This window comes from Streptomyces sp. NPDC056580 (assembly GCF_042793175.1).
GTDB lineage: Bacteria > Actinomycetota > Actinomycetes > Streptomycetales > Streptomycetaceae > Streptomyces.
Genome location: NZ_JBHTVE010000006.1, coordinates 297342 through 319367, shown reverse-complemented (window position 1 = coordinate 319367; position 22026 = coordinate 297342). Strand labels below are relative to the sequence as shown.

19 protein-coding genes are annotated in these 22026 nt (G+C 73.5%); 8 read left to right on the top strand and 11 right to left on the bottom strand.

The genetic code is table 11. From position 1 onward, the window contains the following. Nucleotides 1-138: 138 nt before the first annotated feature. From ACFQ9Z_RS15280 to ACFQ9Z_RS15265, 4 genes are all read right to left on the bottom strand, one after another. Nucleotides 139-2892, bottom strand: a complete 2754-nt coding sequence (locus tag ACFQ9Z_RS15280; RefSeq protein ID WP_383016614.1) for an alkaline phosphatase family protein — start codon at nucleotides 2890-2892, stop codon at nucleotides 139-141. 4 nt (nucleotides 2893-2896) lie between these two features. Continuing rightward, nucleotides 2897-4252, bottom strand: coding sequence for an ABC transporter permease (locus ACFQ9Z_RS15275; protein WP_383016612.1), 1356 nt, complete (start codon nucleotides 4250-4252; stop codon nucleotides 2897-2899). Next, complete coding sequence (locus ACFQ9Z_RS15270) at nucleotides 4249-5196, bottom strand: ABC transporter ATP-binding protein (protein ID WP_383016609.1); 948 nt, start codon at nucleotides 5194-5196, stop codon at nucleotides 4249-4251. Before ACFQ9Z_RS15270 ends, ACFQ9Z_RS15275 begins: the two co-directional genes overlap by 4 nt. A 170-nt stretch (nucleotides 5197-5366) precedes the next feature. Further along, on the bottom strand, nucleotides 5367-6284 hold the full coding sequence (locus tag ACFQ9Z_RS15265) for a phosphotransferase (RefSeq protein ID WP_383016606.1): 918 nt from the start codon (nucleotides 6282-6284) through the stop codon (nucleotides 5367-5369). 281 nt (nucleotides 6285-6565) lie between these two features. On the opposite strand from ACFQ9Z_RS15265, the gene ACFQ9Z_RS15260 reads away from it, so the two are divergent. Beyond that, nucleotides 6566-7519: a YihY/virulence factor BrkB family protein gene (locus ACFQ9Z_RS15260; RefSeq protein ID WP_383016603.1), complete on the top strand. Its 954-nt coding sequence runs from the start codon at nucleotides 6566-6568 to the stop codon at nucleotides 7517-7519. A 117-nt stretch (nucleotides 7520-7636) separates the two neighbouring features. Here the strand turns inward: ACFQ9Z_RS15260 and ACFQ9Z_RS15255 are convergent, their stop codons facing one another. Further along, nucleotides 7637-8005 carry a hypothetical protein gene (locus ACFQ9Z_RS15255; protein ID WP_383016600.1) on the bottom strand — a complete coding sequence of 123 codons (369 nt, stop codon included), beginning with the start codon at nucleotides 8003-8005 and terminating at the stop codon, nucleotides 7637-7639. Between the two features lie 176 nt (nucleotides 8006-8181). Then, nucleotides 8182-8484 (bottom strand): hypothetical protein, encoded by a 303-nt coding sequence (locus ACFQ9Z_RS15250; RefSeq protein WP_383016597.1) that lies wholly within the window; start codon nucleotides 8482-8484, stop codon nucleotides 8182-8184. A 272-nt stretch (nucleotides 8485-8756) separates the two neighbouring features. Between ACFQ9Z_RS15250 and ACFQ9Z_RS15245 the strand changes: the two genes are divergently transcribed. Next, the gene (locus tag ACFQ9Z_RS15245) at nucleotides 8757-10910 is read left to right on the top strand and encodes a SpoIIE family protein phosphatase (protein WP_383016594.1); all 2154 of its coding nucleotides are present in this window, start codon (nucleotides 8757-8759) and stop codon (nucleotides 10908-10910) included. A 99-nt stretch (nucleotides 10911-11009) separates the two neighbouring features. Here the strand turns inward: ACFQ9Z_RS15245 and gdhA are convergent, their stop codons facing one another. The 4 genes from gdhA to ACFQ9Z_RS15225 form a co-directional block, all read right to left on the bottom strand. Continuing rightward, nucleotides 11010-12368 carry an NADP-specific glutamate dehydrogenase gene (gene gdhA, locus ACFQ9Z_RS15240; RefSeq protein ID WP_383016591.1) on the bottom strand — a complete coding sequence of 453 codons (1359 nt, stop codon included), beginning with the start codon at nucleotides 12366-12368 and terminating at the stop codon, nucleotides 11010-11012. Nucleotides 12369-12613: 245 nt separating this feature from the next. Continuing rightward, nucleotides 12614-13798, bottom strand: coding sequence for a type III polyketide synthase (locus tag ACFQ9Z_RS15235; protein ID WP_383016588.1), 1185 nt, complete (start codon nucleotides 13796-13798; stop codon nucleotides 12614-12616). A 302-nt stretch (nucleotides 13799-14100) separates the two neighbouring features. After that, complete coding sequence (locus ACFQ9Z_RS15230; protein WP_383016585.1) at nucleotides 14101-15312, bottom strand: PP2C family protein-serine/threonine phosphatase; 1212 nt, start codon at nucleotides 15310-15312, stop codon at nucleotides 14101-14103. After that, complete coding sequence (locus ACFQ9Z_RS15225; protein ID WP_383016582.1) at nucleotides 15309-16892, bottom strand: ATP-binding protein; 1584 nt, start codon at nucleotides 16890-16892, stop codon at nucleotides 15309-15311. Before ACFQ9Z_RS15225 ends, ACFQ9Z_RS15230 begins: the two co-directional genes overlap by 4 nt. A 106-nt stretch (nucleotides 16893-16998) precedes the next feature. Here ACFQ9Z_RS15225 and ACFQ9Z_RS15220 point away from each other — a divergent pair, with 106 nt between their 5' ends. Together ACFQ9Z_RS15220 and ACFQ9Z_RS15215 are read left to right on the top strand one after the other, a co-directional pair. Then, nucleotides 16999-17361, top strand: coding sequence for a hypothetical protein (locus ACFQ9Z_RS15220; protein WP_383016579.1), 363 nt, complete (start codon nucleotides 16999-17001; stop codon nucleotides 17359-17361). Nucleotides 17362-17364: 3 nt separating this feature from the next. Next, nucleotides 17365-17796, top strand: coding sequence for a response regulator (locus ACFQ9Z_RS15215; protein WP_383016576.1), 432 nt, complete (start codon nucleotides 17365-17367; stop codon nucleotides 17794-17796). A 115-nt stretch (nucleotides 17797-17911) separates the two neighbouring features. Here ACFQ9Z_RS15215 and ACFQ9Z_RS15210 read toward each other — a convergent pair whose 3' ends face one another. Further along, nucleotides 17912-18778, bottom strand: a complete 867-nt coding sequence (locus ACFQ9Z_RS15210) for a Rieske 2Fe-2S domain-containing protein (RefSeq protein ID WP_383016573.1) — start codon at nucleotides 18776-18778, stop codon at nucleotides 17912-17914. Nucleotides 18779-18945: 167 nt separating this feature from the next. Between ACFQ9Z_RS15210 and ACFQ9Z_RS15205 the strand changes: the two genes are divergently transcribed. The 4 genes from ACFQ9Z_RS15205 to ACFQ9Z_RS15190 all read left to right on the top strand — a co-directional run bounded on the left by ACFQ9Z_RS15205 (nucleotide 18946) and on the right by ACFQ9Z_RS15190 (nucleotide 22024). Beyond that, entirely contained in the window at nucleotides 18946-19149 is a 204-nt protein-coding gene (locus tag ACFQ9Z_RS15205; protein WP_383016570.1) for a DUF6207 family protein, read from the top strand. 212 nt (nucleotides 19150-19361) lie between these two features. After that, nucleotides 19362-20027, top strand: coding sequence for a hypothetical protein (locus ACFQ9Z_RS15200; RefSeq protein WP_383016566.1), 666 nt, complete (start codon nucleotides 19362-19364; stop codon nucleotides 20025-20027). Between the two features lie 216 nt (nucleotides 20028-20243). Next, entirely contained in the window at nucleotides 20244-20846 is a 603-nt protein-coding gene (locus tag ACFQ9Z_RS15195) for a rhodanese-like domain-containing protein (protein ID WP_383016564.1), read from the top strand. Continuing rightward, the gene (locus ACFQ9Z_RS15190) at nucleotides 20843-22024 is read left to right on the top strand and encodes a cysteine desulfurase family protein (RefSeq protein WP_383016561.1); all 1182 of its coding nucleotides are present in this window, start codon (nucleotides 20843-20845) and stop codon (nucleotides 22022-22024) included. Before ACFQ9Z_RS15195 ends, ACFQ9Z_RS15190 begins: the two co-directional genes overlap by 4 nt. Nucleotides 22025-22026 lie beyond the last annotated feature (2 nt).

Here is a 22026-nt window from a genome sequence, read left to right as displayed (position 1 = left end):
GTCCTGCTGGGCTCGCCGCGTCCGCGGCCCGGGTGACGCTCCCGGCCCCAGGCCCCAGGCTCCGTGCGGTCCACAGGACGGCGGAGCCCCCGCCCGGCGCGCAGCCGGACAGGGGCCCCTTCGTGCCGGGAGTGGGTGTCAGCCGTCGGACTCCGCCGACGGGATGTAGGCGCCCGGCACGTCGTCCGGCTCGAAGATCTTGCTCTCGCCGGGGTACGGCTTCTTCCAGTTGTGCGTCTCGTACCAGGTGAAGTGGTTCATCTGGGCGGGGTTCGCGTAGTCCGGCACCGCGTTGGGTCCGGTCAGGCGCTGCTTGGACTTCCAGCGGTCCCAGTGCGCGGCGAGCGACCGCTTGTCCGCGGGGACCTTCGCCGACGGCGCGGGGGCCGCGGCGGGGTCCTGCGGCGCCGGTGTGTCCGTGCCGCAGGCGGGCGGGGTCTTCAGGCCGCCGGTCAGGGAGGTCCGGTTGGGCAGCGCGGTGAACGGCGTGAGGTCCGCCTTCCTGGTGAAGGCGCCCCGCATCGGGGTGGCCGCGCTGTCCTTCTGGTTCATCGGGTGGATCCCGAGGATCTGCTCGATGGTCCGGATGACCGTGATCTGGGAGTAGTAGCGGCTGTCGACCGCGCCGTGCCGGGCCCAGGGGCTGATGATCTGGATCGGGGCACGGTGGCCGTCGACGTGGTCGAGGCCGGCCTGGGAGTCGTCCTCGACGACGAAGATCGCCGAGTCCTTCCAGTACCGGCTGTGCGAGATCTCGTCGACGATCCGGCCGGTGGCGAGGTCGTTGTCGGCGACCTGGGCGGCCGCGTTCGCCGGGCCACCGGTGTGGTCGCTAGAGAGCCAGAACATGTTGAGGTCCGCCGGCCCGTTCTTCTCGAAGTCCCGCTTCCAGATCTGCTGCCGGTAGATGTCCGGCACGCTGGTGTCGAACTTCGCGAAGCCGTGCGCGGACACGTCGTTGAGCGACGGGATCGGCGAGGACGAGTTGAGGGTGTACGCGGTGTCCTGCCCGGTGGCGTCCATGTTCCTGGCGTCGCAGTACAGGTTCTGCCAGCTCGCGTCCGCCGGCTTCGACAGGAACTGCTGGAACTCGCCGAAGTCCCGCACGCTCCTGCCCGCCGCCTGGGCGCCGGACCAGATGAACCCGGTCCGCTGGTGGCCGAGGGCGTCGTCCTCGGTGTCGTAACTGCGCTTGTACTCACCGGCCGAGGACTCCGTGTACTCCGGATTGTCGGCCTGCATCAGCCAGTTGTGGCCCTCGGCGGAGTTGGTGCCGATGTCGTACGCGTTGTCGTACAGTCCGAACTGCCGTGCCAGCGCGTGCTGGTTGGGGGTGACGTTCTCGCCGAACTGGGCCAGCGACGGGTCGCCGTCGCCCTGCGGGAGGTCGCCGAAGAGCTGGTCGTAGGTCCGGTTCTCCTTGACTATCAGGAACACGTGCTTGATCGTCGAGGGGTCGCCGAGCCGCTGCGGGACCGGCACCGGCTTCTGGCGGCCCTTGCCCTTGGCGAACTGCACCGAGCCGCGGCTCCAGCCGTTCTGCCGGAAGACCTCGGGGGTCCGGGACCTGATGACACTGTCGTCGGGCAGCTCGAACCGCGTGAGGCTCGACGTCGTGTCGTGGGTGGCGTGCCCGGCGCTGCTGGTGGGACGGCGGGCGTCGACACCACGCGTGTTGGACACCAGCACCTGGTCGCCGACGGTGGCGATTTCCGCCGGGAAGTAGTCCGTGGGCAGGAGACCGACGTAACTGACCGGCTCCTGGGGGGTGGTGTAACGGTAGACGGCGACCGCGTTGGCGCGGCCGAGCGTCACCAGCAGGTGGCCGTCGTCGGTGAGCGTCACCGCGTCGGGCTCGTAGCCCACGGAGGCCTCGGGCCAGGGCTGGGTCGCGATGGTCTGCACGACCTTGTCGCGGCGGGTGTCGATGACCGACACGTCGTCGGTGGCGGTGTTGGTGACGAACAGCGCCCCGCGCTTGGCGTACAGGGCGGTCGGGTGCAGGCCGACGTCGATGCTCGCCGGGGCGGCGTCCGGGTGCGCCAGGTCGATGACGCCGACCGTGCCGGTGGTGGTGGCACCCGTCCTGGGGTCGGCCGGCACCTGGGTGTCGTAGGAGTTGAGCGTGGTGTCCCCGGGCTTCGCCGGGCGCCCGCCCTCGTTGCTGACGTACAGCTTGTCGCCGACCCGGACCAGGTCGCGCGGGGCGTTGCCGACGGCCCAGCTGCGGCGGACGGCCCCGGTCGCCGCGTCCAGGGCGACCACCCGGTTCTGGCCGTTGACCGCGGAGTACACGGTCGAGCCGTCGGGCGAGAACACCGCCTCGCCGACCAGCGCGTGCTTGGTCCCGTCCGCCGGGATCTTCACCGTCACCGGGTCGCCGACGCTGCCGTCCGGGCTGACGGTGAACCTGGTGTAGCCGTCGGTCTGGCCGAGCCAGAGCTGCGAGCCGTCGGGCGAGTACGCGGGGCCCTCCTGGCCCACCTCGTTGCTGCCCAGGCGCGGGGTGGAGGAGGCGGCGCTGCCGACGAGTTGCTGCACCGTCCACTTCTTCAGGTCCACGATGGACAGTGCGGAGCCGCCGTCGGTGACCGAGGCGGCGAGGTGGGTGCCGTCCGGGCTCACCGAGGACGACATGATCTTGCCGTTGTCGATGACGAGGCGCTCGCCGTACGGCGCGATGTACTGGTCGCTGGAGACGACCTGGCCCCGGTCGGTGACCTGGCCGACCTGGTCGGTGCCGAACTGGTGCGTCTGGGCGAAGGCGGTGCCCGCGGCGGTGACGGCGACGGCGGTGATGCCGGCGGTCAGCAGGGTCCTGCGGCCGACGCGTCTGCCGAGGAGAGCGACACCGTTCTTCTGGACACGCCTGCGGTGGCGTGTTACCTGCATGGGTTCATCCCTTCGGGGTGGAGAGCAGATCGACGCTGCCGTCGAACTGCCAGAGCGGGTTCGGTGCGTCTCCGGTCGGGGTGCGCACCAGGAAGTAGCCGTTCACTTCCTTCGGCCCGTCGCCGTCGGCGACGAACCGCCCGTCCGCGGTGATGTCGAGCTGGTAGACGGCCGAGCCGGTGGCCTCGACGCCGGGCAGACGCCACGAGACGACGCAGCGCCAGTCGTTGCCCGGGCCCTCGGCGGCGACCCGGACGCTCCCCTTGTCGCACGTCGCGGCCGTCCTCAACTGCGCCTCGGTGACGTCGGGGCGGTGCAGCTGCCCGGTCTGCAGCCGGTAGAGGTGCGCGAACTCCGTGGCGAGGGAGCGCTGCACCTTGTCCTGCTCGATCCCGGAGCCGGTGGCCGTGGTCGTGGTGGCGACGACCACGACGGTCGCGGCGACCAGTCCGGCCGGCGGCAGCACGCCCGCGGTCAGAGCACGGCGCCCCGATCCGTCGTAGGCGGCGTTGGTGAAGTCGCGGCGCACGAACAGCAGGCAGGCCAGCGCCGTCGCGACCACGGCCCAGACCAGGCTGACCGCGATCGCGATCAGCAACGGTTCGAGCTGCGCCGGGTTGGTGAACAGGCCGTTCCAGGCGATGAAGGCGTAGCCGGGCAGGGCGAGCCGGACGGCGACGGGGAGCGGCAGCATCTGGGCGAGCTGCATGGTGAGCGCGAACAGCGCGGGCAGCAGCAGTCCCGTCGGGGACCGCCCCAGCGTGACGGAGCCCAGCAGTCCGATCGCGGCGAGTGCCAGCGTCGGGGCGAGCACGCACAGCCAGGCGAGCAGGACCCGGCCGGCGGCGTCCGCCGGGGACAGCAGGTGGCCGTCGAGGCCGACCAGCGGTCGGTCGCCGACCGCCGCAACCCCGCCGGCCGCGCTGGAACAGGCCAGACCGGTCACCAGCAGCAGGATGACGGTGAGGGCGGCCAGTGCCTTCGCCGCGAAGATGCGTCGCGGGGAGCGCACCGCCACCAGCAGATGGCGCCAGGTGCCCAGGCGGTCCTCGGCCGCGAACACGTCACCGGCCACGACCGAGGTGAGCAACGGCAGCGCCCAGGTGCCCGCGAAGCCCAGCACCACCAGCGGTCCGGCCCAGCCCGTGGCGTGCATCCAGCGGCCGAAGAGGGTGTCGACTGGCAGGGTGCTCTGCCGGCTCACCGCCGCCACGAAGAGCGCCGGCGCGATCCAGCAGGCGGCGACCAGCAGGCGCATCCGCCACTGCGAGACCAGTTTCACCAGTTCGAACCGGTAGCCGCGCAGCAGCGGAACCGGGCTGGGCCGCACGTCGGCGCCGGCTACGAGGGTCGCGGTCACCGGGCCGCCTCCCGCGCGTGCTGCTCGGTCAGGGCGAGGAACGCGGCTTCGAGCGGTGAGACCACGGGGGTGATCTCGCGCGGGGCGACACCGGCCCGCACGAGTTCCGCCACCAGTGCGTCGAGGGCGGACACCAGCGCGCGTACGACGAGGACTTCGACGCCGTACCGCGTCGTGGTGTCGTCGATGACGCGGATCCCCTGGGCGCCGGCGGCCAGGCGGCGGGCGGCAGCGGGGTCGGAGGTCAGCAGCCGGTAGTCGAGTTCGCGTTTCTCGGCGGCCAGCTTGTCCAGCGGGCCGGAGAAGACGACCCGTCCGGTGGCGATGATCGTCACCTCGGAGCACAGCGCTTCGAGGTCGTCCATGCGGTGGCTGGAGAGCACCACGCTGGTCCCGTCCGCCACGAGGCGGGTGAGGACCCCGTGGACGTGCCTCTTGCCTGCCGGGTCGAGGCCGTTGGCGGGTTCGTCGAGCACGAGCAGACGGGGCTGGGTGAGCAGGGCGGCCGCGAGCCCGAGCCGCTGGCGCATGCCGAGGGAGAACCCGCGCACCCGGTCGTCGGCGACATCGGTGAGCCCGACCTGGTCGAGCGCGTCGTCGATGCCCGTCGCCCGTGCGCCGGTTCCGCGCAGAGCGGCCAGCGCGGCGAGGTTCTGCCTGGCGGTGAGCGAGGGGTAGAGGCCGGGCCCGTCCACGAAGCCCGCGACCCCGTCCGGGGCGGTGAGCGCCCGTCCGACCGGTGTGCCCAGGATCTCGAGACGGCCGCCGTCGGCGGCGGCCAGACCGAGCAGGAGGCCGAGCAGGGTCGTCTTCCCGGCGCCGTTCGGTCCGACCAGACCATGGATCTGACCTCGCGTCACATCCAGGTCGACGCCGTCGAGCGCGACGACGTCGCCGAAACACTTGGTGATCCCGCGAGCCCGGACTGCGAGGAGTGCGTCCATGAGTCCCTTCTTCCGCAACGCTCAGGGACCTTACGGACGGCACACAGCCCGGACGGGGACGGCCGGTTGAACACCCAAGGAACGAGTTGTCAAAGCATTGACAAGACGGGGTGCCCGAACCGGCCGACATCCCTTCCAAGTCGGGCAAGCACTGCGGCCCGGCGGCCGCGTCAACCGTGCACGGACGCGGTGAGGCGCCGGAGTGCGGCGTGCGCCGGTGGGCCCCAGGTGGGCTTGCCTCCGGGGCGGCCGTGGACGCCGGCGTCTGCGATGTGGATGCCGGCGAGGGCGCGCAGCACCGCCCAGCCGCGGGCGCGGCGCAGGGTCGCCGCGTCCGGGCGCGGCCGGTAGGTCTCGTGGAAGAGGTCGGCGGCGCCGTCCGGCAGCAGGATCCAGGCGGCGGCGAGATCGCAGGCCGGGTCGCCGGCGAAGAGGTCTCCGAAGTCGATCACGCCGGAGAAGTCGCCGTTCGCGGTGACGATGTTGGCCGGGTGCAGGTCCCCGTGCAACCACAGTCGCGGGCCCGTCCAGCCGGGCGCGGCGGCCGCGTCCGCCCAGACCGCGCGGACGGCCTCCGGGTCGCGGACCAGGCCCGACTCGACGGCCGAGTCCAGCGCTCGGGTGAAGTGCCCGGCGGTGTCGGCCAGCGGGCCACCGCGGTCCCGGCCCGCTGGCGCCGCTTCGGGGGCGGGACGGTGCAGAGCGGTCAGGAAGGCGGCGAGGGTGGCGGCCGCCTGCGCGGGGCGCGTCGCGGGTGCGAGGTCGGCGGGTTCGCCCGGCACCCAGGTGGTGACGAGCCAGGGCCGCGGGAACCGTTCGGAGGGCTCACCGAGGCGCTGCGGGACGGGGATGGGCAGCGGCAGGTGCGCGGCGAGGCCGGGCAGCCAGGCGTGTTCCTTGCGCAGCAGGGCGTCCGCTGACCGGGTCGCCCAGGGCACCCGGACGGCCAGGTCGTCGCCGAGCCGCCACACCTGGTTGTCCCAGCCGAGCGCCCCGAGTCTCAGGGGGCGGTCCGCCAGGTCGGGGTGCTGCTCGCGCAGCAGGTCGCGGATCAGGTCCGCCGTGATGTCCATCCCGGTGACTGTCATGCGGAGCACGGTAGTTGTGCGGCGAGCGGCCCGGGTCCGGTGGCTCCGTGCCCGGTGCGGGTCCGCGGCGGGTTCACCGGGCCGCCTCGCGAACTCGGGCTGGGGCGGCTCCGGTTGCGGGTAGACGGACAGGGCCGCCGTCGGCGGCCGACGAGGAATGGGGACAGCACATGCCTGAGACAGTGGCGGGCGCCGCGTGCGAGGCGGGCGCCGGCGCAGCCGGTCACCCACGCATCGCCGCCCGGGCGCTCACCGCCCGGCCGGGCCGCGAGGAGAGGTGAATGGGCACCGCCACGAAGGTTCCCGAGACGCGGGACATGAGCGGGGAGGAACTGTCCGGTGACGAGGCATGGGCGGCACTGCGCCGCTACGGCGGCTGGTCGCTGCTGCGGGACGCCTTCGTGCGCTTCCGGTACGCCGACGGCTTCAGCCACTCGCGTGCCCTCGCCCTGCAGACGGTACTGGCTCTCGTACCCCTGACCATCGCCTTCGTGGGGCTCTCGAGCGTCCTGCACACGGAGGCCGTGGGACGGCTGGCGGAACTGACGGTCCACCGGATCGCCCGTGGGCCGAGCGCCGGCGTCGTCGACGACGCGCTCGCCCGCGGCCGGCGCACCGCGGGTGACGGCGCCGCCGTCGCCCTGTGGCTCTGCGCGGCCTTCTCCCTGGTCAACGTAACGACCGCGATGTGCCAGATCGAGCGGGGCGCCAACCGGATCTACGGCAACGAACGGGACCGGCCCTTCCACCTGAAGTACCTGCGCGGGCTGCTCATGGCGGTCGGCGCGGGGCTGCCGCTCGGCCTGGGGTTCGTCGTGATGGTCGCCGGGGACGATCTCGCCTCGGCGGCGGTGACCGTCTACCACCTCGACTCCAGCGCGCGGACGGCCTGGGACGTACTGCGCTGGCCCTTCGGGCTGCTGCTCGCACTCATCTCCGCGAGCAGCGTCTTCCGCCGCTCGCCGCGCCGCCGCCAGCCCGGCTACACCTGGCTGGCCTTCGGCGCCGCCGTCTACCTGGTGCTGTGGACGACGCTGACCTGGCTGCTGAGTCTGTACCTGAACCTCAGCGGCTCCTTCGACACCGTCTACGGCCCGCTGAGCGCGTTCATGTCCCTGCTGCTGTGGGCGTATCTGACCTCCATCGCCCTGTTCCTCGGGCTCTCCTTCGCCGCGCAGCTGGAAGCGGCGCGCGGCCGTCGCCCGGGTCCCGTGGAAGACGACCCGGGAGTCTGAGGGCTCGGCGGGGTCCGCGGGCGCGGCCCACGCGGTGTGGCGGCGTGGCCCGGCCGTCTGTCCGAACGGCGGTCGGCGCGGGGTACGCCCCGGCCTGCCGACCGCCGTGCTGGCCGTTCAGGAGGACGTCCGCCGCGACTCGCGGACCTCGGTGCGGTGGTCGAAGAAGGCCCAGGCGCCCACGGCGAGCAGTCCCGTGAGCACCGTGACGACCAGGCGGAACGGCCCCGGCGTGACGATCGCGGCCCCCGCGACCGCCAGGGCTCCGCCCAGCATGACCAGGCGGCTCGCGAAGTGCTGCCGGGGCGGCTGCGCCGGCTGCCTGTCGCCGATATCGCGCAGCGCCCGACGGGCGGCGTCCGGGGAGCCGCGTCTGCGCCGTGCCCGGTACTCCAGGAGGTAGCTCATGGCGAAGTAGGCGGCCAGGACGCCCAGCAGCCATGCCCAGTCAGAGGCGTCGTCCGTCGACCCACGCGCATGGATCACCGTGACGCTCCCCGTGCGACACCGCGGCGGTTTCCGCTCCCTGGCGTGTGCCCGCCCGCCGGGAGCCCATACGGTGGCACCGGCTCGGCGCAGGGGTGAACCGGCCGTCCCGTCGGTCGGGCCGTGACGCGCGCGGCGGTCACACCCCCGGCGCGCCCTCGGTGCCGCTGCGCCGGTCAGTTCCCCGCGGGGGTGCTGAACTGGGCGATCTGGTCCTTGACCCACGGGTCGTAGATCGCGAGCGAGTGGGCGGCAGCGGGGCAGAACTGTGCCAGTTGGCCCGCGATCCAGGCGTCGGGCTGCCGGTGTCCGGCGGCCTGCCGCGACGGGTGGTGGGCGGTGGCCGCCGCCGGGGCGGACGCAGGCGAGGCCTGCGGATTCGTGGCCGCGCTCGCGGGGCCGCCCGTGGTGATGAGAGCGCCCACGGCGGCCGCAGCGGAAACGCCCGTGACGGCACAACGCCGAATCAGCTTGCTCACGGTCTGTCCTCCAGCATCTTTCTACGGCGGATCCAAAGCGGAATCATTGGCTCCGGTTGGGTCGATTACCCAGCCGCACCCGCGCCACACACCTCGATTCCAAGGCGTGCGCAGCCCTTCACCACGCGATCCGCCCAGCGGCTGATCGGCTGATGTGGGCGAAGCGACCCCCGCTGTTATTCAATGAGGTGTGCGGTCAGGGATCTCGGGGCCCCGACGCACGGGTCCGCGTACGGCCCCGGCGCCGTGCCGGGGATTGCTGAGAGAGCCGCATGGACTCCACACCCTCCCCTTCGCCGTTCCACCTGGTCAGCAGCGCCCTCGGGCGGTACATCCCGCGCGGTGGAGGCGCGGCGCCGGCCGGGCCGGTCGGCACGCGGGACGACCGGGCCGGCGACGGGCGCGTCACCGACGACGCGGCGGCCGGGCCGCAGGACCAGATCCTCGGCGCGATCAAGCTGGACCGGGACCTGCTGATCACCCGCTGCAACCTGGACGCCCCCGTGTTCGCGGGTCTCGACGCGAGACCGGGCAGTCCCTTCGTGGATCTGCTCCCCGCGGGCGACGTGCCCACGGTCACCAGGCGGTTGCGGCAGGTGCTGGAGACCGGTGAGGCACACGTCGCCCGGATCCAGCGGCTGCGGCGCGCCGACGGTTCGGAGCTGGTGGTCTCGCTGAGCATCCTGCCCGCCGCGGTGCCGCAGGAAGGCCTGACCGTCTCCGTGATCGCCATGGCCACGCGGCTGCACCTGTACGCCGCGGAGACCGCGATCGGCACCTCGCTGGACATCGGCGAGACCGCGCAGTCGCTGGCGGAGTCCCTGCTGGCCTGGGGAGACGTCGCCGCCGTCGACCTGGACTTCGCGGTGTGGACGGGCGAGGGGGTCACCGAGCAGGCCCGGGGGCGCATCCGGCTGCGGCGGGCGGCCCTGGTGCCGGACCGGGCCTGGCCGGAGGGCTATGTGACGCCGGGCAAGGATCTGCCGAGCGACGCGAGCAGGCTGCTGGCGCAGGCGGTGCGGCGGGACGACGCCCCGCAGGCCATCGTCATGCCCGACCGGGAGGCGGTCGAGCGGGTGCTCGGCACTCCGCGGGCGATGCGCGCCCTGGTTCCCGGGGACCGGTCGGCGGGTGTGGCGTGCATACCGCTGGTCCTGGACGGCTCGCCGCCCGTCGTGCTGGGCGTGGCGGAGGTCTGGCGGCGGGCGGACTGCCCGTTCCGCGACAGTGAGCTCTTCGACCTGCAGGAACTGGTGGCCCGGACCGCCCACCACGTCGACCTGGCCCGTCAGCACCAGCGCGAGCACACGCAGGTGCTGGCGCTGCAGCGCAGGCTGCTGCCCCGGACCGGCGGTGACACCGTCGAGATCGCCAGCGTCTACCAGCCCGCCACGCCCGACAGCGCGGGCGTCGGTGGCGACTGGGTGAACAGCTTTCCGCTGCCGGACGGCCGTACCGCGCTGGTGGTCGGCGACGTGGTCGGGCACGGCCTGGGAGCGGCGGCGACCATGGGCCAGCTCAGCATGGAGGCGCGCGCGCTGCTGTCCGCGGGGCTGGCGCCCGACGAGGTGCTGGAGCACCTGGACGAGACGGTGACGCTGCTGGACGACTCGGAGTCCGGACTTGCGGCCGGCTACAGCGCCCTCGGTTCGACCTGCTGCATCGCCCTCTACGACCCGGTCAGCCACCGGGTGTCCCTGTCCAGCGCCGGCCACCTCCCCCCGGTCCTGGTGTCCAGGGACGGGCGCGCGGCCCCGCTCGCGGTCCGCCCGCATCCCGGGCTGGGCGCCGAGTTCGCGCTGCGGGAGCCGTTCCACGTGCACACCTTCGACGCTCCCCCGGGCTCGCTGCTCGCCCTCTACACCGACGGCCTGGTAGAGGATCCGGCCGTACCGATCGACGAGGGCATCGGCAGGCTGGCGGAGGCGGTGGCCACCGTGCACCCCTGGGACACCCTGCAGCAGGCCGCACGGCGCGTCGTCTCCACGCTGGCGCCCGGGCGCCAGCGCGACGACGTGACCCTGCTGCTCGCGCGCATGATCGGCTACCGCAAGGAGGACACCGCGACCTGGCGGCTGCCCGCCCGTGACGACGCGCCCGCCCGGGCCCGCGCGCTGGTCTCCGCGCTGCTGCGGCGCTGGCGCACCAGGGACGACACCCGGGACAACGCGCTGCTGCTGGTCAGCGAGCTGGTGACGAACGCGGTGCGGTTCGCCACCGGCCCTGTCACGGTACGGCTGATCAGGGCCGGCAACGGCCTGCTGTGCGAGGTGGGCGACACCGGCAACGGCAGGCCCCGCCTGAACCGGGGCGGCCTCCTCGCCGACGGCGGTCGCGGCCTGCACGTCGTGCACGGGCTCACCAGCCGGTGGGGGGTGCGCTGGACGGACACCGGCAAGGTGATCTGGGCGGAGGTCGCGAGGTGACGTGCGCGTGCCGCACGCCCCCGCGCCCGCTCCGGCCGGAGCGGGCATGGGCCGCTCCGGCCGGCGTCCCCGGTCCGGGACGCCGTGCCGCCGGGTGTGTCAGATGACGCCCTGCGCGAGCATCGCGTCCGCCACCCGCTCGAAGCCGGCGATGTTCGCGCCGGTCACGTAGTCGCCGGGGGCGCCGTAGCGGTCGGCGGTCTCGGCGCAGGTGGTGTGGATGTCGGTCATGATGCGGGCCAGCTCGTCCTCGACCTGGCCGGCCTTCCACGACGTGCGCGACGCGTTCTGCGTCATCTCCAGCGCGCTGACCGCGACCCCGCCGGCGTTGGCCGCCTTGCCGGGGCCGAAGGCGACGCCGGCCCGCTGGAAGAGCTGCACGGCCTCCGGCGTCGTCGGCATGTTCGCGCCCTCGGAGACCGCCTTCACACCGTTGCGGATGAGGGCGTCGGCGTCCACGGCGTTCAGTTCGTTCTGGGTCGCCGACGGCAGGGCGACGTCCGCCGGGACCTCCCAGACCCGCCCGCCGGGCACGAACCGCGCGGAGGCGCCCCGGCGTTCGGCGTAGGCGCTCACCCGGCCGCGCTCGACCTCCTTGATCTGGCGCAGCAGTTCCAGGTCGATGCCCTTCTCGTCCACGACGTAGCCGCTGGAGTCGGAGCAGGTCACCGGGTTGGCGCCGAGGGCGGTCAGCTTCTGGATGGTGTAGATGGCGACGTTGCCGGAGCCGGAGACGACCGCCGTCTGCCCCTCCAGGTCCTCGCCGCGGGCGCGCAGCATGGCCTCGGCGAACAGCACGTTGCCGTAGCCGGTCGCCTCCGGGCGGATCAGCGAGCCGCCCCAGCCGGCGCTCTTGCCGGTGAGCACGCCGCCCTCCCAGCGGTTGGTGATCCGCCGGTACTGGCCGAAGAGGTAGCCGATCTCGCGGGCGCCGACGCCGATGTCGCCCGCCGGGATGTCGGTGTACTCGCCGATGTGCCGGTACAGCTCGGTCATGAAGGACTGGCAGAAGCGCATGACCTCGGCGTCGCTGCGGCGCTGCGGGTCGAAGTCGCTGCCGCCCTTGCCGCCGCCGATGCCGAGCCCGGTCAGCGCGTTCTTGAAGATCTGCTCGAAGCCGAGGAACTTGATGATGCCGAGGTTCACCGACGGGTGGAAGCGCAGGCCGCCCTTGTAGGGACCGAGGGCGCTGTTGTATTCGATCCGGAAGCCGCGGTTGACGTGGACCCGTCCCCGGTCGTCCTGCCACGGCACCCGGAACATGATCTGCCGCTCCGGCTCGACCAGCCGCGCGACGAGCCCCGGCTCGGCGTACTCGGGGCGCGCCGTGAGCACCGGTGCGAGGGTCTCCAGCACCTCGCGCGCGGCCTGGTGGAACTCGGGCTCCGCCGGGTTGCGGCGCTCGATCTCGGCACGGAGCAGGTCGAGCGAGGTCTTGGCATCGGGTCGTGAGGTCACAGGGTCCCTTTCAGACACGGCTGACACCGGTGGTGACCGGTGAGGGGCGCTCGGCGCCGTCGCCGCGCGCGGGACAGCGGCCGCCCCGGACTGACGTGCCAGGACGGCCGACCCCCACAGTGTTACTCCTGTGTTAACGCGATACCAAGAACACTGCCGGATTGCCCGCTACCCGGACAGCCCGTACGGCGTAAGGACGGGCAGTGGGTCACGGACGGGCTCTCCCTGCCCGCGTCCTCCAGGGGTCACAGCCACTCCCCGTCCAGGGCGGTGGCGGTGAGACCCGGGGCCGCCGCGTACAGGACGGCGCGGCTGCCCGCCTTCTGCCCGGCGTCGTGCGCCCGCCGCAGGATGTCGAACACGGCGGCGCCGCCGCGGTTGCCGCTGGTGTAGCCGGCGCGGCTGTGGTCCAGCAGCCCCGAGGGCCACGCGTCGGGCATCGTCTGCTCCATGTACTCCAGCACCCGGGTCCCGCCGGGGTGCGCGAGCAGCGTGTCGGGGTACCAGGAGTCGGGGTCGTCCTGGTAGCGGGTGCGCAGCCACTCCCACATCGCGGTGACCGTCTCCTGTACGGCGCGCGGTCCACGGCGGTCCATCACGAAGTGGGTGCCGTCCGCCCGCGTCTCCAGGCGGTGCAGGTCCTGGGTGCCGGGCAGGGTGTGGTGCCAGGCGCCGTCGAGCCGCAGCACCGACTCGCGCCGCGGGCGGCCCGTGACCACCGCTGCGACCGCGGTGTCCGCGAACAGCAGCCGGACGATCAGGGATTCCAGGGTGTCGTCCGCCGGCTGGTAGGTCGTGCTCAGCGCCTCCGAGATCACGACCAGGACCACTCGGTCGGGGTCCGCGGCGACGAGCTCCGCCGCCAGCGCCAGCGAGCGGGTGCCCGCGACGCAGGCCCACTGCGTGGCGGGCAGCAGCATCGTGCCGGGGCGGAGCGGAAGCCTGTTGGCAAGGGCGATGTCCAGGCCCGGCAGCGCCGGAGTGGTGGAGTGGCTGGTGATCAGGCAGTCGACGTCGGCGGTGTCCAGTCCGGCGATCTGCAGGGCGCCGCGCGCCGCGCGCTCACCGTAGGACTGCACGGCCGCCCAGGCCGGCGCGGTGCGCTCCTGGACGGTCTGCGGCGCGGGCACCGCCTCCAGGGCGGCGATCGCGCGCTCCACGTCCTGCTCGGCGAACCCGCCGCGAGCGAGCGCCTCTTGGGCCCGCCCGGCGCCGAGGGCGCCCAGGGCCCCGCCCCCGCCCGGGGCGACGGCGGTCTCCAGCGGCAGCATCCAACCGCGGGTCTCGATGCCCGTGCCGGCCGCGATGCCGTCGATTCGCGGCGCCCACGCGGCATGCGGGTGCCGGTCGCGCACCTCCGCCACGATCTGGCTGGTCTTCACTGCGTGCTCGCCGTGTATCACGGCAGGAGGACAGAGGTAAGCGGCCATGGTGGGCACCTTTCCGGGGGAAGCGTGGGGGAGGTCACGAGTGCCGTGGCAGGGGTCACTTCGGCACAGTGCACCCAAGTTGATGCCGATGCGCCCCACTTCAGGCGTCGGCGACCGCTTCGAGCATGGACGCTAAAAGGACATTTCCGCTGTGATGCGCGCAACTTGGGCAGCCTTTGGGTGCGTGACACGGCACACACCACCGAAACGGGCGTGCCGCATGGCGACTTGGCGGATATGACCTGACGTGCGTCGATCCCGGAGGGGGCCCGGCGGGCTCCTGCGAGGGTGAGCGCCGCGGGCTACGGCACCGTGCGCCAGGCGCTCGGGGTGCGGCCGGTGTGGCTGTTGTTCCAGTCGAGGCGCAGGACGGCGAGGTCATCGGTGTGCCGGTCGGCGTTGAGCGTGCGGCTGCGGGCGATGAGCTGGTCCAGGTGGGCGCCGGGATCCGCGGTGTCGATGGTGCCGATGATGTCCAGCAGACCCTCGACGCCGAGCCGGGTGGAGTCGCCGGCGGCGAAGCCCTCGATGAGACCGTCGGTGTAGGCGACGAGCGCACCGCGGGCGGGCAGGGCGATGGTGGTGGACGGCCACTTGCCCAGTCCGGGGACGATGCCCAGCGCCACTCCGTGGGCCGCGGTGACCACTTGGGCCCCCTCGGCGGTGATGAGGAGGGGTTCGTGATGGCCGGCCAGATGGAGGGTGGCCGTGGCCGCGTCCGGCTCCACGGTGATGAGGGTGCAGGTGGTGAAGAGGTCGCTGCCGGCGCGTTCGGCGATGTGGATCTGCTCCAGCAGATGCAGCAGGTGCTGGTCGCGGTGCCCGCCGAGGATGAGCGCCCGCCAGGCGATGCGCAGGCAGACACCCAGCGCCGCGGCGTCGGGGCCGTGGCCGCTGACGTCGCCGATGACGGCGTGGATGCGCCCGTCGCCGGTCTGGACGACGTCGAGGAAGTCCCCTCCCAGCAGGGCCTGCGCCCGGCCGGGGTAGTAGCGGCTGGAGGCGGTGACGGTGGCGGACGACAGGAGTGGCTCGGGCAGCAGACCGCGCTCCAGGCGTGCGTTCTCCTCGGCGCGCAGACGGCCGATCTGCAGTGCGGCGTTGGCCCGTTCGGCCTGCTTGCGCTGGACGGCGTAGCGCAGGGCGCGCTGCATCAGGTCGGGACCGACCTTGCCCTTGATCAGGTAGTCCTGGGCGCCGGCGGCGAGGGCGTCGACGCCCGCACGCGGTTCCTCCAGTCCCGTGAGGACGATGATCGCGGCGTGGGTGTTCGACTGGACTGCCTGGACGGAGTCCAGTCCGGACGCGTCGGGCAGGTGCAGGTCGAGCAGGACGCAGTCGACGGCGTCCGAGGCCAAGGCCACGCGGGCCTCGGCGGCCGTGCGGCAGCGCGTCAGGGTGTGCGGCAGGTCGGTGTCGTGGAGCAGCTCCTCGACCAGGAGGGCGTCTCCGTCGTCGTCCTCCACGAGCAGGATGGCGTACTGCTCGTCGTGCGCTGCGGCCGGCCCGGTCACGGCTGGGGCTCACTCGGCGGGGCCACGGAGGGGGATCCGGCCGCGGGGAGGGTGAAGACGACACGGGTGCCCGGCGTGCGGTCGGGGTCGATCCCGATCGTGCCGTCGTGGAACTCCACGACCTTCTTGCACATCGCCAGGCCGATGCCGGTGCCCGGATAGGCGTCCTTGGTGTGCAGGCGCTGGAAGAGGACGAAGACCTTCTCGTGGAACTCGGGCGCGATGCCGATGCCGTTGTCGGTCACCGAGAACGTCCACACGCCCGCGTCGGACACCGCACCGACGTGGACACGGGGCGGCCGGTCGGGGCTGCGGAACTTGATGGCGTTCGAGAGCAGGTTCTGCCACAGCATGCCGAGCTGTGTGGCGTCCCCGACGACGGTGGGCAGCGGGTCGTGGGTGACCTCGGCCCCGGTCTCCTCGACGGACACGCTGAGGTTGTCCAGGGCCTTGCTCAGCACCGATTCGAGGTCGACTGTCTGGTGGTCGTTGTGGACACGGCCGACCCGGGAGAAGGCCAGCAGGTCGTTGATGAGCGTCTGCATGCGGTTGGCGCCGTCGACGGCGAAACCGATGTACTGGTCAGCCTTGGCGTCCAGTTGGCCGCCGTAACGGCGCTGCAGGAGCTGGGTGAAGCTGGAGACCTTGCGCAGCGGCTCCTGCAGGTCGTGCGAGGCGACGTAGGCGAACTGCTCCAGTTCCGTGTTGGAGCGCTTGAGGTCCTCGGCCTGCTCGTCCAGCAGCGTGCGCGCCCGCTCGCTGAACTCCAGTTCCGCCACCAGCCGTTGCCGCATCGCCTCCACGTCGTGGGCGAGCTGCCGCAGGTCGGCGGGCCCGGTGCCGGCGAGGGAGCGGTCGAACCGGCCCTGCGCCACGTCGCGGGCGGCCGAGCCGAGCCGGGTGAGCGGTCCGGTAACTCCCCGGCGCAGCCCCTCGGAGATGAGCGCCGCCACCAGGACGATGACGACGGCGATGACCGCGAACATCCAGTTCCGCAGCGTCTCCGCCCGCCTCAGCGTCCTCGTGGCCGCCTCCCGCTCGCCGCGCAGGTGGTCCTGCTGGCGGGCCATGACACGTCGCAGCGCGTCGAACTCGGCCTTGCCCTCCGCGGCCCGCTCGGTGGTGAGTTTCACGGCCTCCGGGGCCGGGGCCTGCGAGACGGGGTGGGCGACACGGCGCTGCCAGGTGCCGGCGAGCCTCTCGACCTCGGCCAGGTCGGCGCGCGCCCGGTCGTCCTCGGACAGCGGCCGCAGCCGGCGCAGGGCGGCCTTCTCGTCGGCCAGTCCGCGGGCGTAGGGCTGGAGGAAGTCGGACCGGCCGGAGAGGCCGTATCCGCGGATCCCGGTCTCCTGGTTGACCAGGGCCTGTTCCAGCCGCATGGCCTCGATCAGCGCGGGCGAGCGCCGGTCGACCAGCTCGGCAGTGATCTGCGACGTCCGCCACATCGCCCAGCCGCCCAGCGATCCCAGGACCGCCAGGACCGCCAGTGTGGTGGCGACTCCGGTGCGCAGCCAGCGCCGGGTCGTCCAGTCGGAGAGCGCACCCTTGTCGGACGACTCGGTTCGTATGGCGGTCTGCATGTCTTCCTCGGCGAGTGGAACGCTGTTGCCATATGGCAAGCACACTGTACCCGTGGCCCGACAACCTGTGTTGTCCCTGTCGGGAACGTCACCGTACAGTGGCGCCATGCCTGGTCCCGCTTCCACTCCGCCTTCGCCCGGGGAGACGGCCGCACTGGTCACCCAGGTGGTGGACGAACTCACCCGGCGGCTCACCCAGGACGTGCGCCACTCGGCCGCGGACCTCGTGGACACGGCCCCGGACGCCCGCCGGCACGCCCTCGCGCGCCTGCGTGTGCTCTGTGGTGTCAAGGAGGCCGTCAGACGCCTGGAGGACCAGGCGGCGCACGCGGCGGCGGCGAGCGGGGCGGGCTACCCCGAGATCGGCCGGGCCATGAGCATGAGCCGGCAAGGGGCCCGGCGCCGCTGGCCCGGGCTCATCACCAACAGCACACCCACCCCGTCCCACCCCGAACCCCGGAGCTCGTGACCCATGGCTGCCGCCGCTACCCGCCCCTACGACGTCCTGCTGGTCGAAGACGACGTCGCCGACGCCATGCTCATCCAGGACGCCCTCGCCGAACGCGGCACCCGCAACCTCACCCAGGTCTCCGACGGGATCGCGGCCCTCGAGTACCTGCGCGACCCGGACAACGCCCGCCCGGACCTCATCGTCCTCGACCTGAACATGCCGCGGATGAACGGCCGCGAGTTCCTCGCCGTGGTCAAGGAGGACGCCGAACTCAGGACCATCCCGGTGGTGGTGCTGACCACGTCCGCCGCTCCGGACGACGTCACCGGCGCCTATCACCACCACGCCAACGCCTACGTCACCAAGCCGGTCAACCTCGAGGACTTCGAGGCGGCCGTCCGCAGCATCGACGCCTTCTACCTCGACATCGCCGTCAAGCCGCCCAGGCACTAGACCCCGGGCGGTCGACCACCGCGTACAAGGCGTCGTAGCGGGCCGTGCGCGAACGGGCGGCTCCGTGCGCCGACGGGCCGGCTCCACGTCCGGACCGCCGGCGGCACGCGGGGCGTCAGTCCTTGAGCCGGACCTCCACGGCGCCGTCGGTGACCCGCGTGTCGAACGCGGGCTGGGGAGCGGTGGCCGGTCCGCGTACGTTCCAGCCGTCGGCCAGCCTGAAGACGCTGCCGTGCCACGGGCACCGCACGCACCCGTCGGCGAGATCACCCTGCGATAGCGGGCCCGCCATGTGACTGCACCGGTCGGCCAGGACGTGCACCACGTCGCCGCTCCCCCGCACGACCATGACGGGCACGTCGTCCACGTGCCGGCGCACGGCCTGCCCGTGGGGGAACTCGGCGAGCTCCCCCACGCGGTGCCAGCCGGGGGACACCGCGTGCGCGACGTACTCGGCGTGGTTGGCCCCGGCGGCCTGGCGGTAGGCCATGTGCCCGCCGAGGGCCCCGGCGAGCCCGGTGAGGCTCAGCCCGGCGATCCCCAGCGCCTTGCCCGCCGTCTCCCGGCCCCGGACACGGGCGACCAGGGATCCGGTGAACAGCGCGAGCGCGGCGCTGTTGGCGAGGGCGTGGACGACACCGACGCGCTGCTGCGGGCGGTGCAGCTCGGCCCAGTCCACCCAGCCCGTCACCGCCGCGGGCACGGCGACCACCAGGCCGGTGAACGTGAGCGCGCGCTGGCCTCGCCGCACCCCGGGCAGCGCGTCAAGCAGGCTCGCCGACAGCCAGGTGCCGATGGGGACCTGCACGAGCAGCGGATGCACCGGGTGCCCGAGCCAGCGCCCGTGCAGCGCGTCCCGGCCCGCTCCGAGCGGCAGCGCCCGCACCGCGCGCTGGACCGCCTCGATCACGCCGTCGGCGCCGGGCCACCGTTCCAGGCGGTCGAGCATCTCCAGAGCCCGTCCGGGGCCTTTTCGCGTCATGGGGTCCTCCTGGAGCCTTGGCCACGCGCTGAGGGAAACGAGGTCAGGACGGGTAGCCCCGCCGGCCCGGCGGAAACCGCCGGCGGCGAGCGGCCGCCCTTGCGCCGCACGGGTGAACTCCGGGAAGGAGACGAACCCCCGGACGGCCGCCGGACGTCGTGGCGGGCATGGAAGTGATCAGCGAGGTGCACGTGTCCGAACCGGGTCTGGTCGTCCTCGACATCACGGCCGCCGACGACCGGACCGCCTTCGCGTTCCACGCCGCCCTCGCGGCGATGTGGGCGACGACCGCGGTGGAACGCATGACGCGGGGCCCCGGGCAGCCCGGAATCCGGCTGCGCTGTCATCTGGACATGCGCCGGCCCCCCTGAGCCGGACACACGGCGCCCGGCTGCGGGCGGGGCGATGGCGCATGGCCGTCCCCGGGAGCCGTCGGTGCGGCGCCGCCCGTGCCGGGGGTGTCGTCAGGACCACCCCGTATCCGGTACCCACGCCCAGCGACGCGGAGCGCCGGGAGCGGCAGCATTCACGTCGACGGCAACAACCGACGAGTGGCCCGGCACTCGGGCACGGGGGGACATCCATGAACGAGACCGCAGCCAGACGCCTCACGGGTGTCGCGGGCATCGCCACCGCGGCCGCTCTCATCGTCGAAGTACCGCTGTACTTCGTCTACCCCGGCCCGCCGCCGGACTGGAACGTCCTGGCCAGGCTGCTGATCGGCATCCTCGCGCTGGCGTTCCTGATCGTGTTCGTCACGGCCTACCGCGAACTGGTCAAGAGGGCCGCCCCGGCCTGTGAATGGGCCGGCACGATGGCCTTCGCCGCCGGACTGGTCTACGCGACGATCACCCTGGTCTCCAGCGGGCTGGAAGCCGGCGCGGTCATCGCCGCCGACCACCCGATCGACCCGACCGTCACGGTCAGCGGCACCTACATCCTCTACGGGTCGATCGGCCGCGTGGTGCTCGCGCTCTTCCTGACCGCCGTGGGCCTCGGGATCTCCCGTACGCGGCTGCTGCCGCGGTGGACCGGCCGCTCCGCCTTCGTGCTGGCGGGGGTGAACCTGGCGTTCGTGCCGTCCCTGTTCTTCGGCAACGACCCCGCGCACTTCTACGCGGCGAACGGCTGGGGCACGACCGCCCTGATGGGCGCGGTCCTCAGCTACTGGCTGCTGGCCCTGGGCATCTCGGTCCACCGCAGCGCCGCACGCCACGCCCCCGCCGGCGCGCCCGCGCCGCGGCGCTGACGTCCCCGCACCGCCGAGTGCATGCGGCGCCTCGGGCGCGCCCGCGGTCCCGGCCGCGAGCCGCCCGGAGCGCCGCGAAGGCGTTGCCGCCCGGGCCCCGGCGGAGCCGGGTGAACCGCGCCAGGTTCCCCTGCCGGCCGAGCCGTACGGGCCGTCCGGAGGAGTCGGACGGTGCGGTGCCGGGAGCGGCGCCCGAGAACCGGCACCCTCCGTGTCATGGACGAATTCCTGCCCCTGTGCGCCCGCGTGGCCGCCCGGTCCGCCGTCGAGGACGGCGACGTCGCGGTGCCGGACCCGTTCCGGGACCCCGGCGGCGGCCATGGCGCGTTCGCCGTGGCCCGGCGCGGGCACGGGGAGGCGTCGTCGTCCCCGCCGCGCGTGCCCGCCGTGATCCATGGATGCGAGGAGGGCGACGTGGCGGTGCCGCGCGGGGGCGCCGAGGCCGACGCGGCCTCCGTGCCCGCCGCCCGGGACGCGCGTCCCGGTGCGGGCGCGGCGACCGGACCGGGCCGTGCGGAACGGCGGGGCCGGACCGCCGCCGGGGATGTCGTGTTGCTCGACGTGCGGCCGGCCGGGGACTACCGGGCCGGGCACGTGCGGGGCGCCGTACGCGTCCCGGTCCAGGAGCCGGCCGGGCGGATCGGCGGGTCGCCGGGCGCGAGCGGGAACGCGGGCTGCCGGCGCGGCGAGTGCCGCGTCCCGGCCCACGGCACGGGACGGCCGCTGACCAACCGCGGGAGCCGGGCGGTCCGTCCCGGCGACGGCACGCCGGAGCAGCGCCCGCCGGAGCCGCCCGCCGACGTCCCGGGCCCTGAGTGACCGGCGCGGGCGGCGGCCTCACGACGCACCCCGGTCTGGCCGGCGGCCCCGTCTACCTCGATCACAACGCGACGACCCCGGTCGACCCGCGCGTCGCGCAGGCGATGACGCCGTACCTCACCGACTTCTTCGGCAACCCGTCCAGCGGCCACTCCTACGCCGACCCGCCCCGCCGGGCGCTGGCCGAGGCCCGCGACCGGGTGGCCGGCGTGATCGGCGCGGCGCCCGGCGAGATCGTGTTCACCGCCTCCGGCTCCGAAGCGGACCTGCTCGCCCTGCGCGGGGCGGTCCTGGCCTCCGGCCGTCCGCGCCCCCATGTGATCACCCAGGCCACGGAGCACCCGGCGGTGCTGGAGACCTGCCGCGCGCTGGCGCGGCTGCACGGCACCCGGGTGACGGTCCTGCCCGTCGGGCGGGAAGGGCTCGTCGAGCCTGCCGACCTGGCCGCCGCGCTCACCGAGGACACCGTCCTGGTGTCGGTGATGGCCGCCAACAACGAGACCGGCGCCCTGCAGCCGGTGGCCGAACTCACCGGCCTCGCCCACGCGTCCGGCGCGCTCTTCCACTGCGACGCCGCCCAGGCGGCCGGGAAGGTCCCCCTCGACGTGCGGGCCCTCGGTGTCGACCTCCTCACGGTCGTGGGGCACAAGATGTACGCGCCGAAGGGAACGGCCGCGCTGTACGTGCGGGACGGCGTGCGGCTGGAACCGGTCGTGTACGGCGGAGGTCAGGAGCGCGGCCTGCGCGCCGGGACCGAGAACGTCGCCCTGGCCGTAGCGCTCGGCGCCGCCGCCCTGCTCGCGGCGGCCGAACTGGCCGACGGCTCGCCGGCCCGCGTGGCAGCCCTGCGGGACGACCTGCACCGGCGGCTGGCCGAAGGGCTGCCCGGCCGCGTCCACCTCAACGGCCCCGGCCGGCAGCGTCTGCCGAACACCCTGAACGTCAGCGTCGACGGCGTCCTCGGCCACGAACTCCTCGGCGCCGCCGGCCGGATCGCGGCCTCCACCGGCTCGGCCTGCCACAGCGGCATCCACACCCCCTCACCCGTGCTGACCGCGATGGGCCTCGATCCGGCCCGCGCGCTCGGCGCGGTGCGGCTGTCCCTGGGCCGCTGGACCGGTCCGGACGACATCGAGACAGCGGCGACCGACCTCGTCCGGGCGGCCGCACACTGGTGACG

Bases quoted from the DNA above. Each gene is read 5' to 3' on its own strand.
- ACFQ9Z_RS15280 (WP_383016614.1), bottom strand. From the start codon at position 2,892: ATGCAGGTAACACGCCACCGCAGGCGTGTCCAGAAGAACGGTGTCGCT.
- ACFQ9Z_RS15270 (WP_383016609.1), bottom strand. From the start codon at position 5,196: ATGGACGCACTCCTCGCAGTCCGGGCTCGCGGGATCACCAAGTGTTTC.
- ACFQ9Z_RS15265 (WP_383016606.1), bottom strand. From the start codon at position 6,284: ATGACAGTCACCGGGATGGACATCACGGCGGACCTGATCCGCGACCTG.
- ACFQ9Z_RS15260 (WP_383016603.1), top strand. From the start codon at position 6,566: ATGGGCACCGCCACGAAGGTTCCCGAGACGCGGGACATGAGCGGGGAG.
- ACFQ9Z_RS15245 (WP_383016594.1), top strand. From the start codon at position 8,757: ATGGACTCCACACCCTCCCCTTCGCCGTTCCACCTGGTCAGCAGCGCC.
- ACFQ9Z_RS15235 (WP_383016588.1), bottom strand. From the start codon at position 13,798: ATGGCCGCTTACCTCTGTCCTCCTGCCGTGATACACGGCGAGCACGCA.
- ACFQ9Z_RS15225 (WP_383016582.1), bottom strand. From the start codon at position 16,892: ATGCAGACCGCCATACGAACCGAGTCGTCCGACAAGGGTGCGCTCTCC.
- ACFQ9Z_RS15220 (WP_383016579.1), top strand. From the start codon at position 16,999: ATGCCTGGTCCCGCTTCCACTCCGCCTTCGCCCGGGGAGACGGCCGCA.
- ACFQ9Z_RS15215 (WP_383016576.1), top strand. From the start codon at position 17,365: ATGGCTGCCGCCGCTACCCGCCCCTACGACGTCCTGCTGGTCGAAGAC.
- ACFQ9Z_RS15210 (WP_383016573.1), bottom strand. From the start codon at position 18,778: ATGACGCGAAAAGGCCCCGGACGGGCTCTGGAGATGCTCGACCGCCTG.
- ACFQ9Z_RS15205 (WP_383016570.1), top strand. From the start codon at position 18,946: ATGGAAGTGATCAGCGAGGTGCACGTGTCCGAACCGGGTCTGGTCGTC.
- ACFQ9Z_RS15200 (WP_383016566.1), top strand. From the start codon at position 19,362: ATGAACGAGACCGCAGCCAGACGCCTCACGGGTGTCGCGGGCATCGCC.
- ACFQ9Z_RS15195 (WP_383016564.1), top strand. From the start codon at position 20,244: ATGGACGAATTCCTGCCCCTGTGCGCCCGCGTGGCCGCCCGGTCCGCC.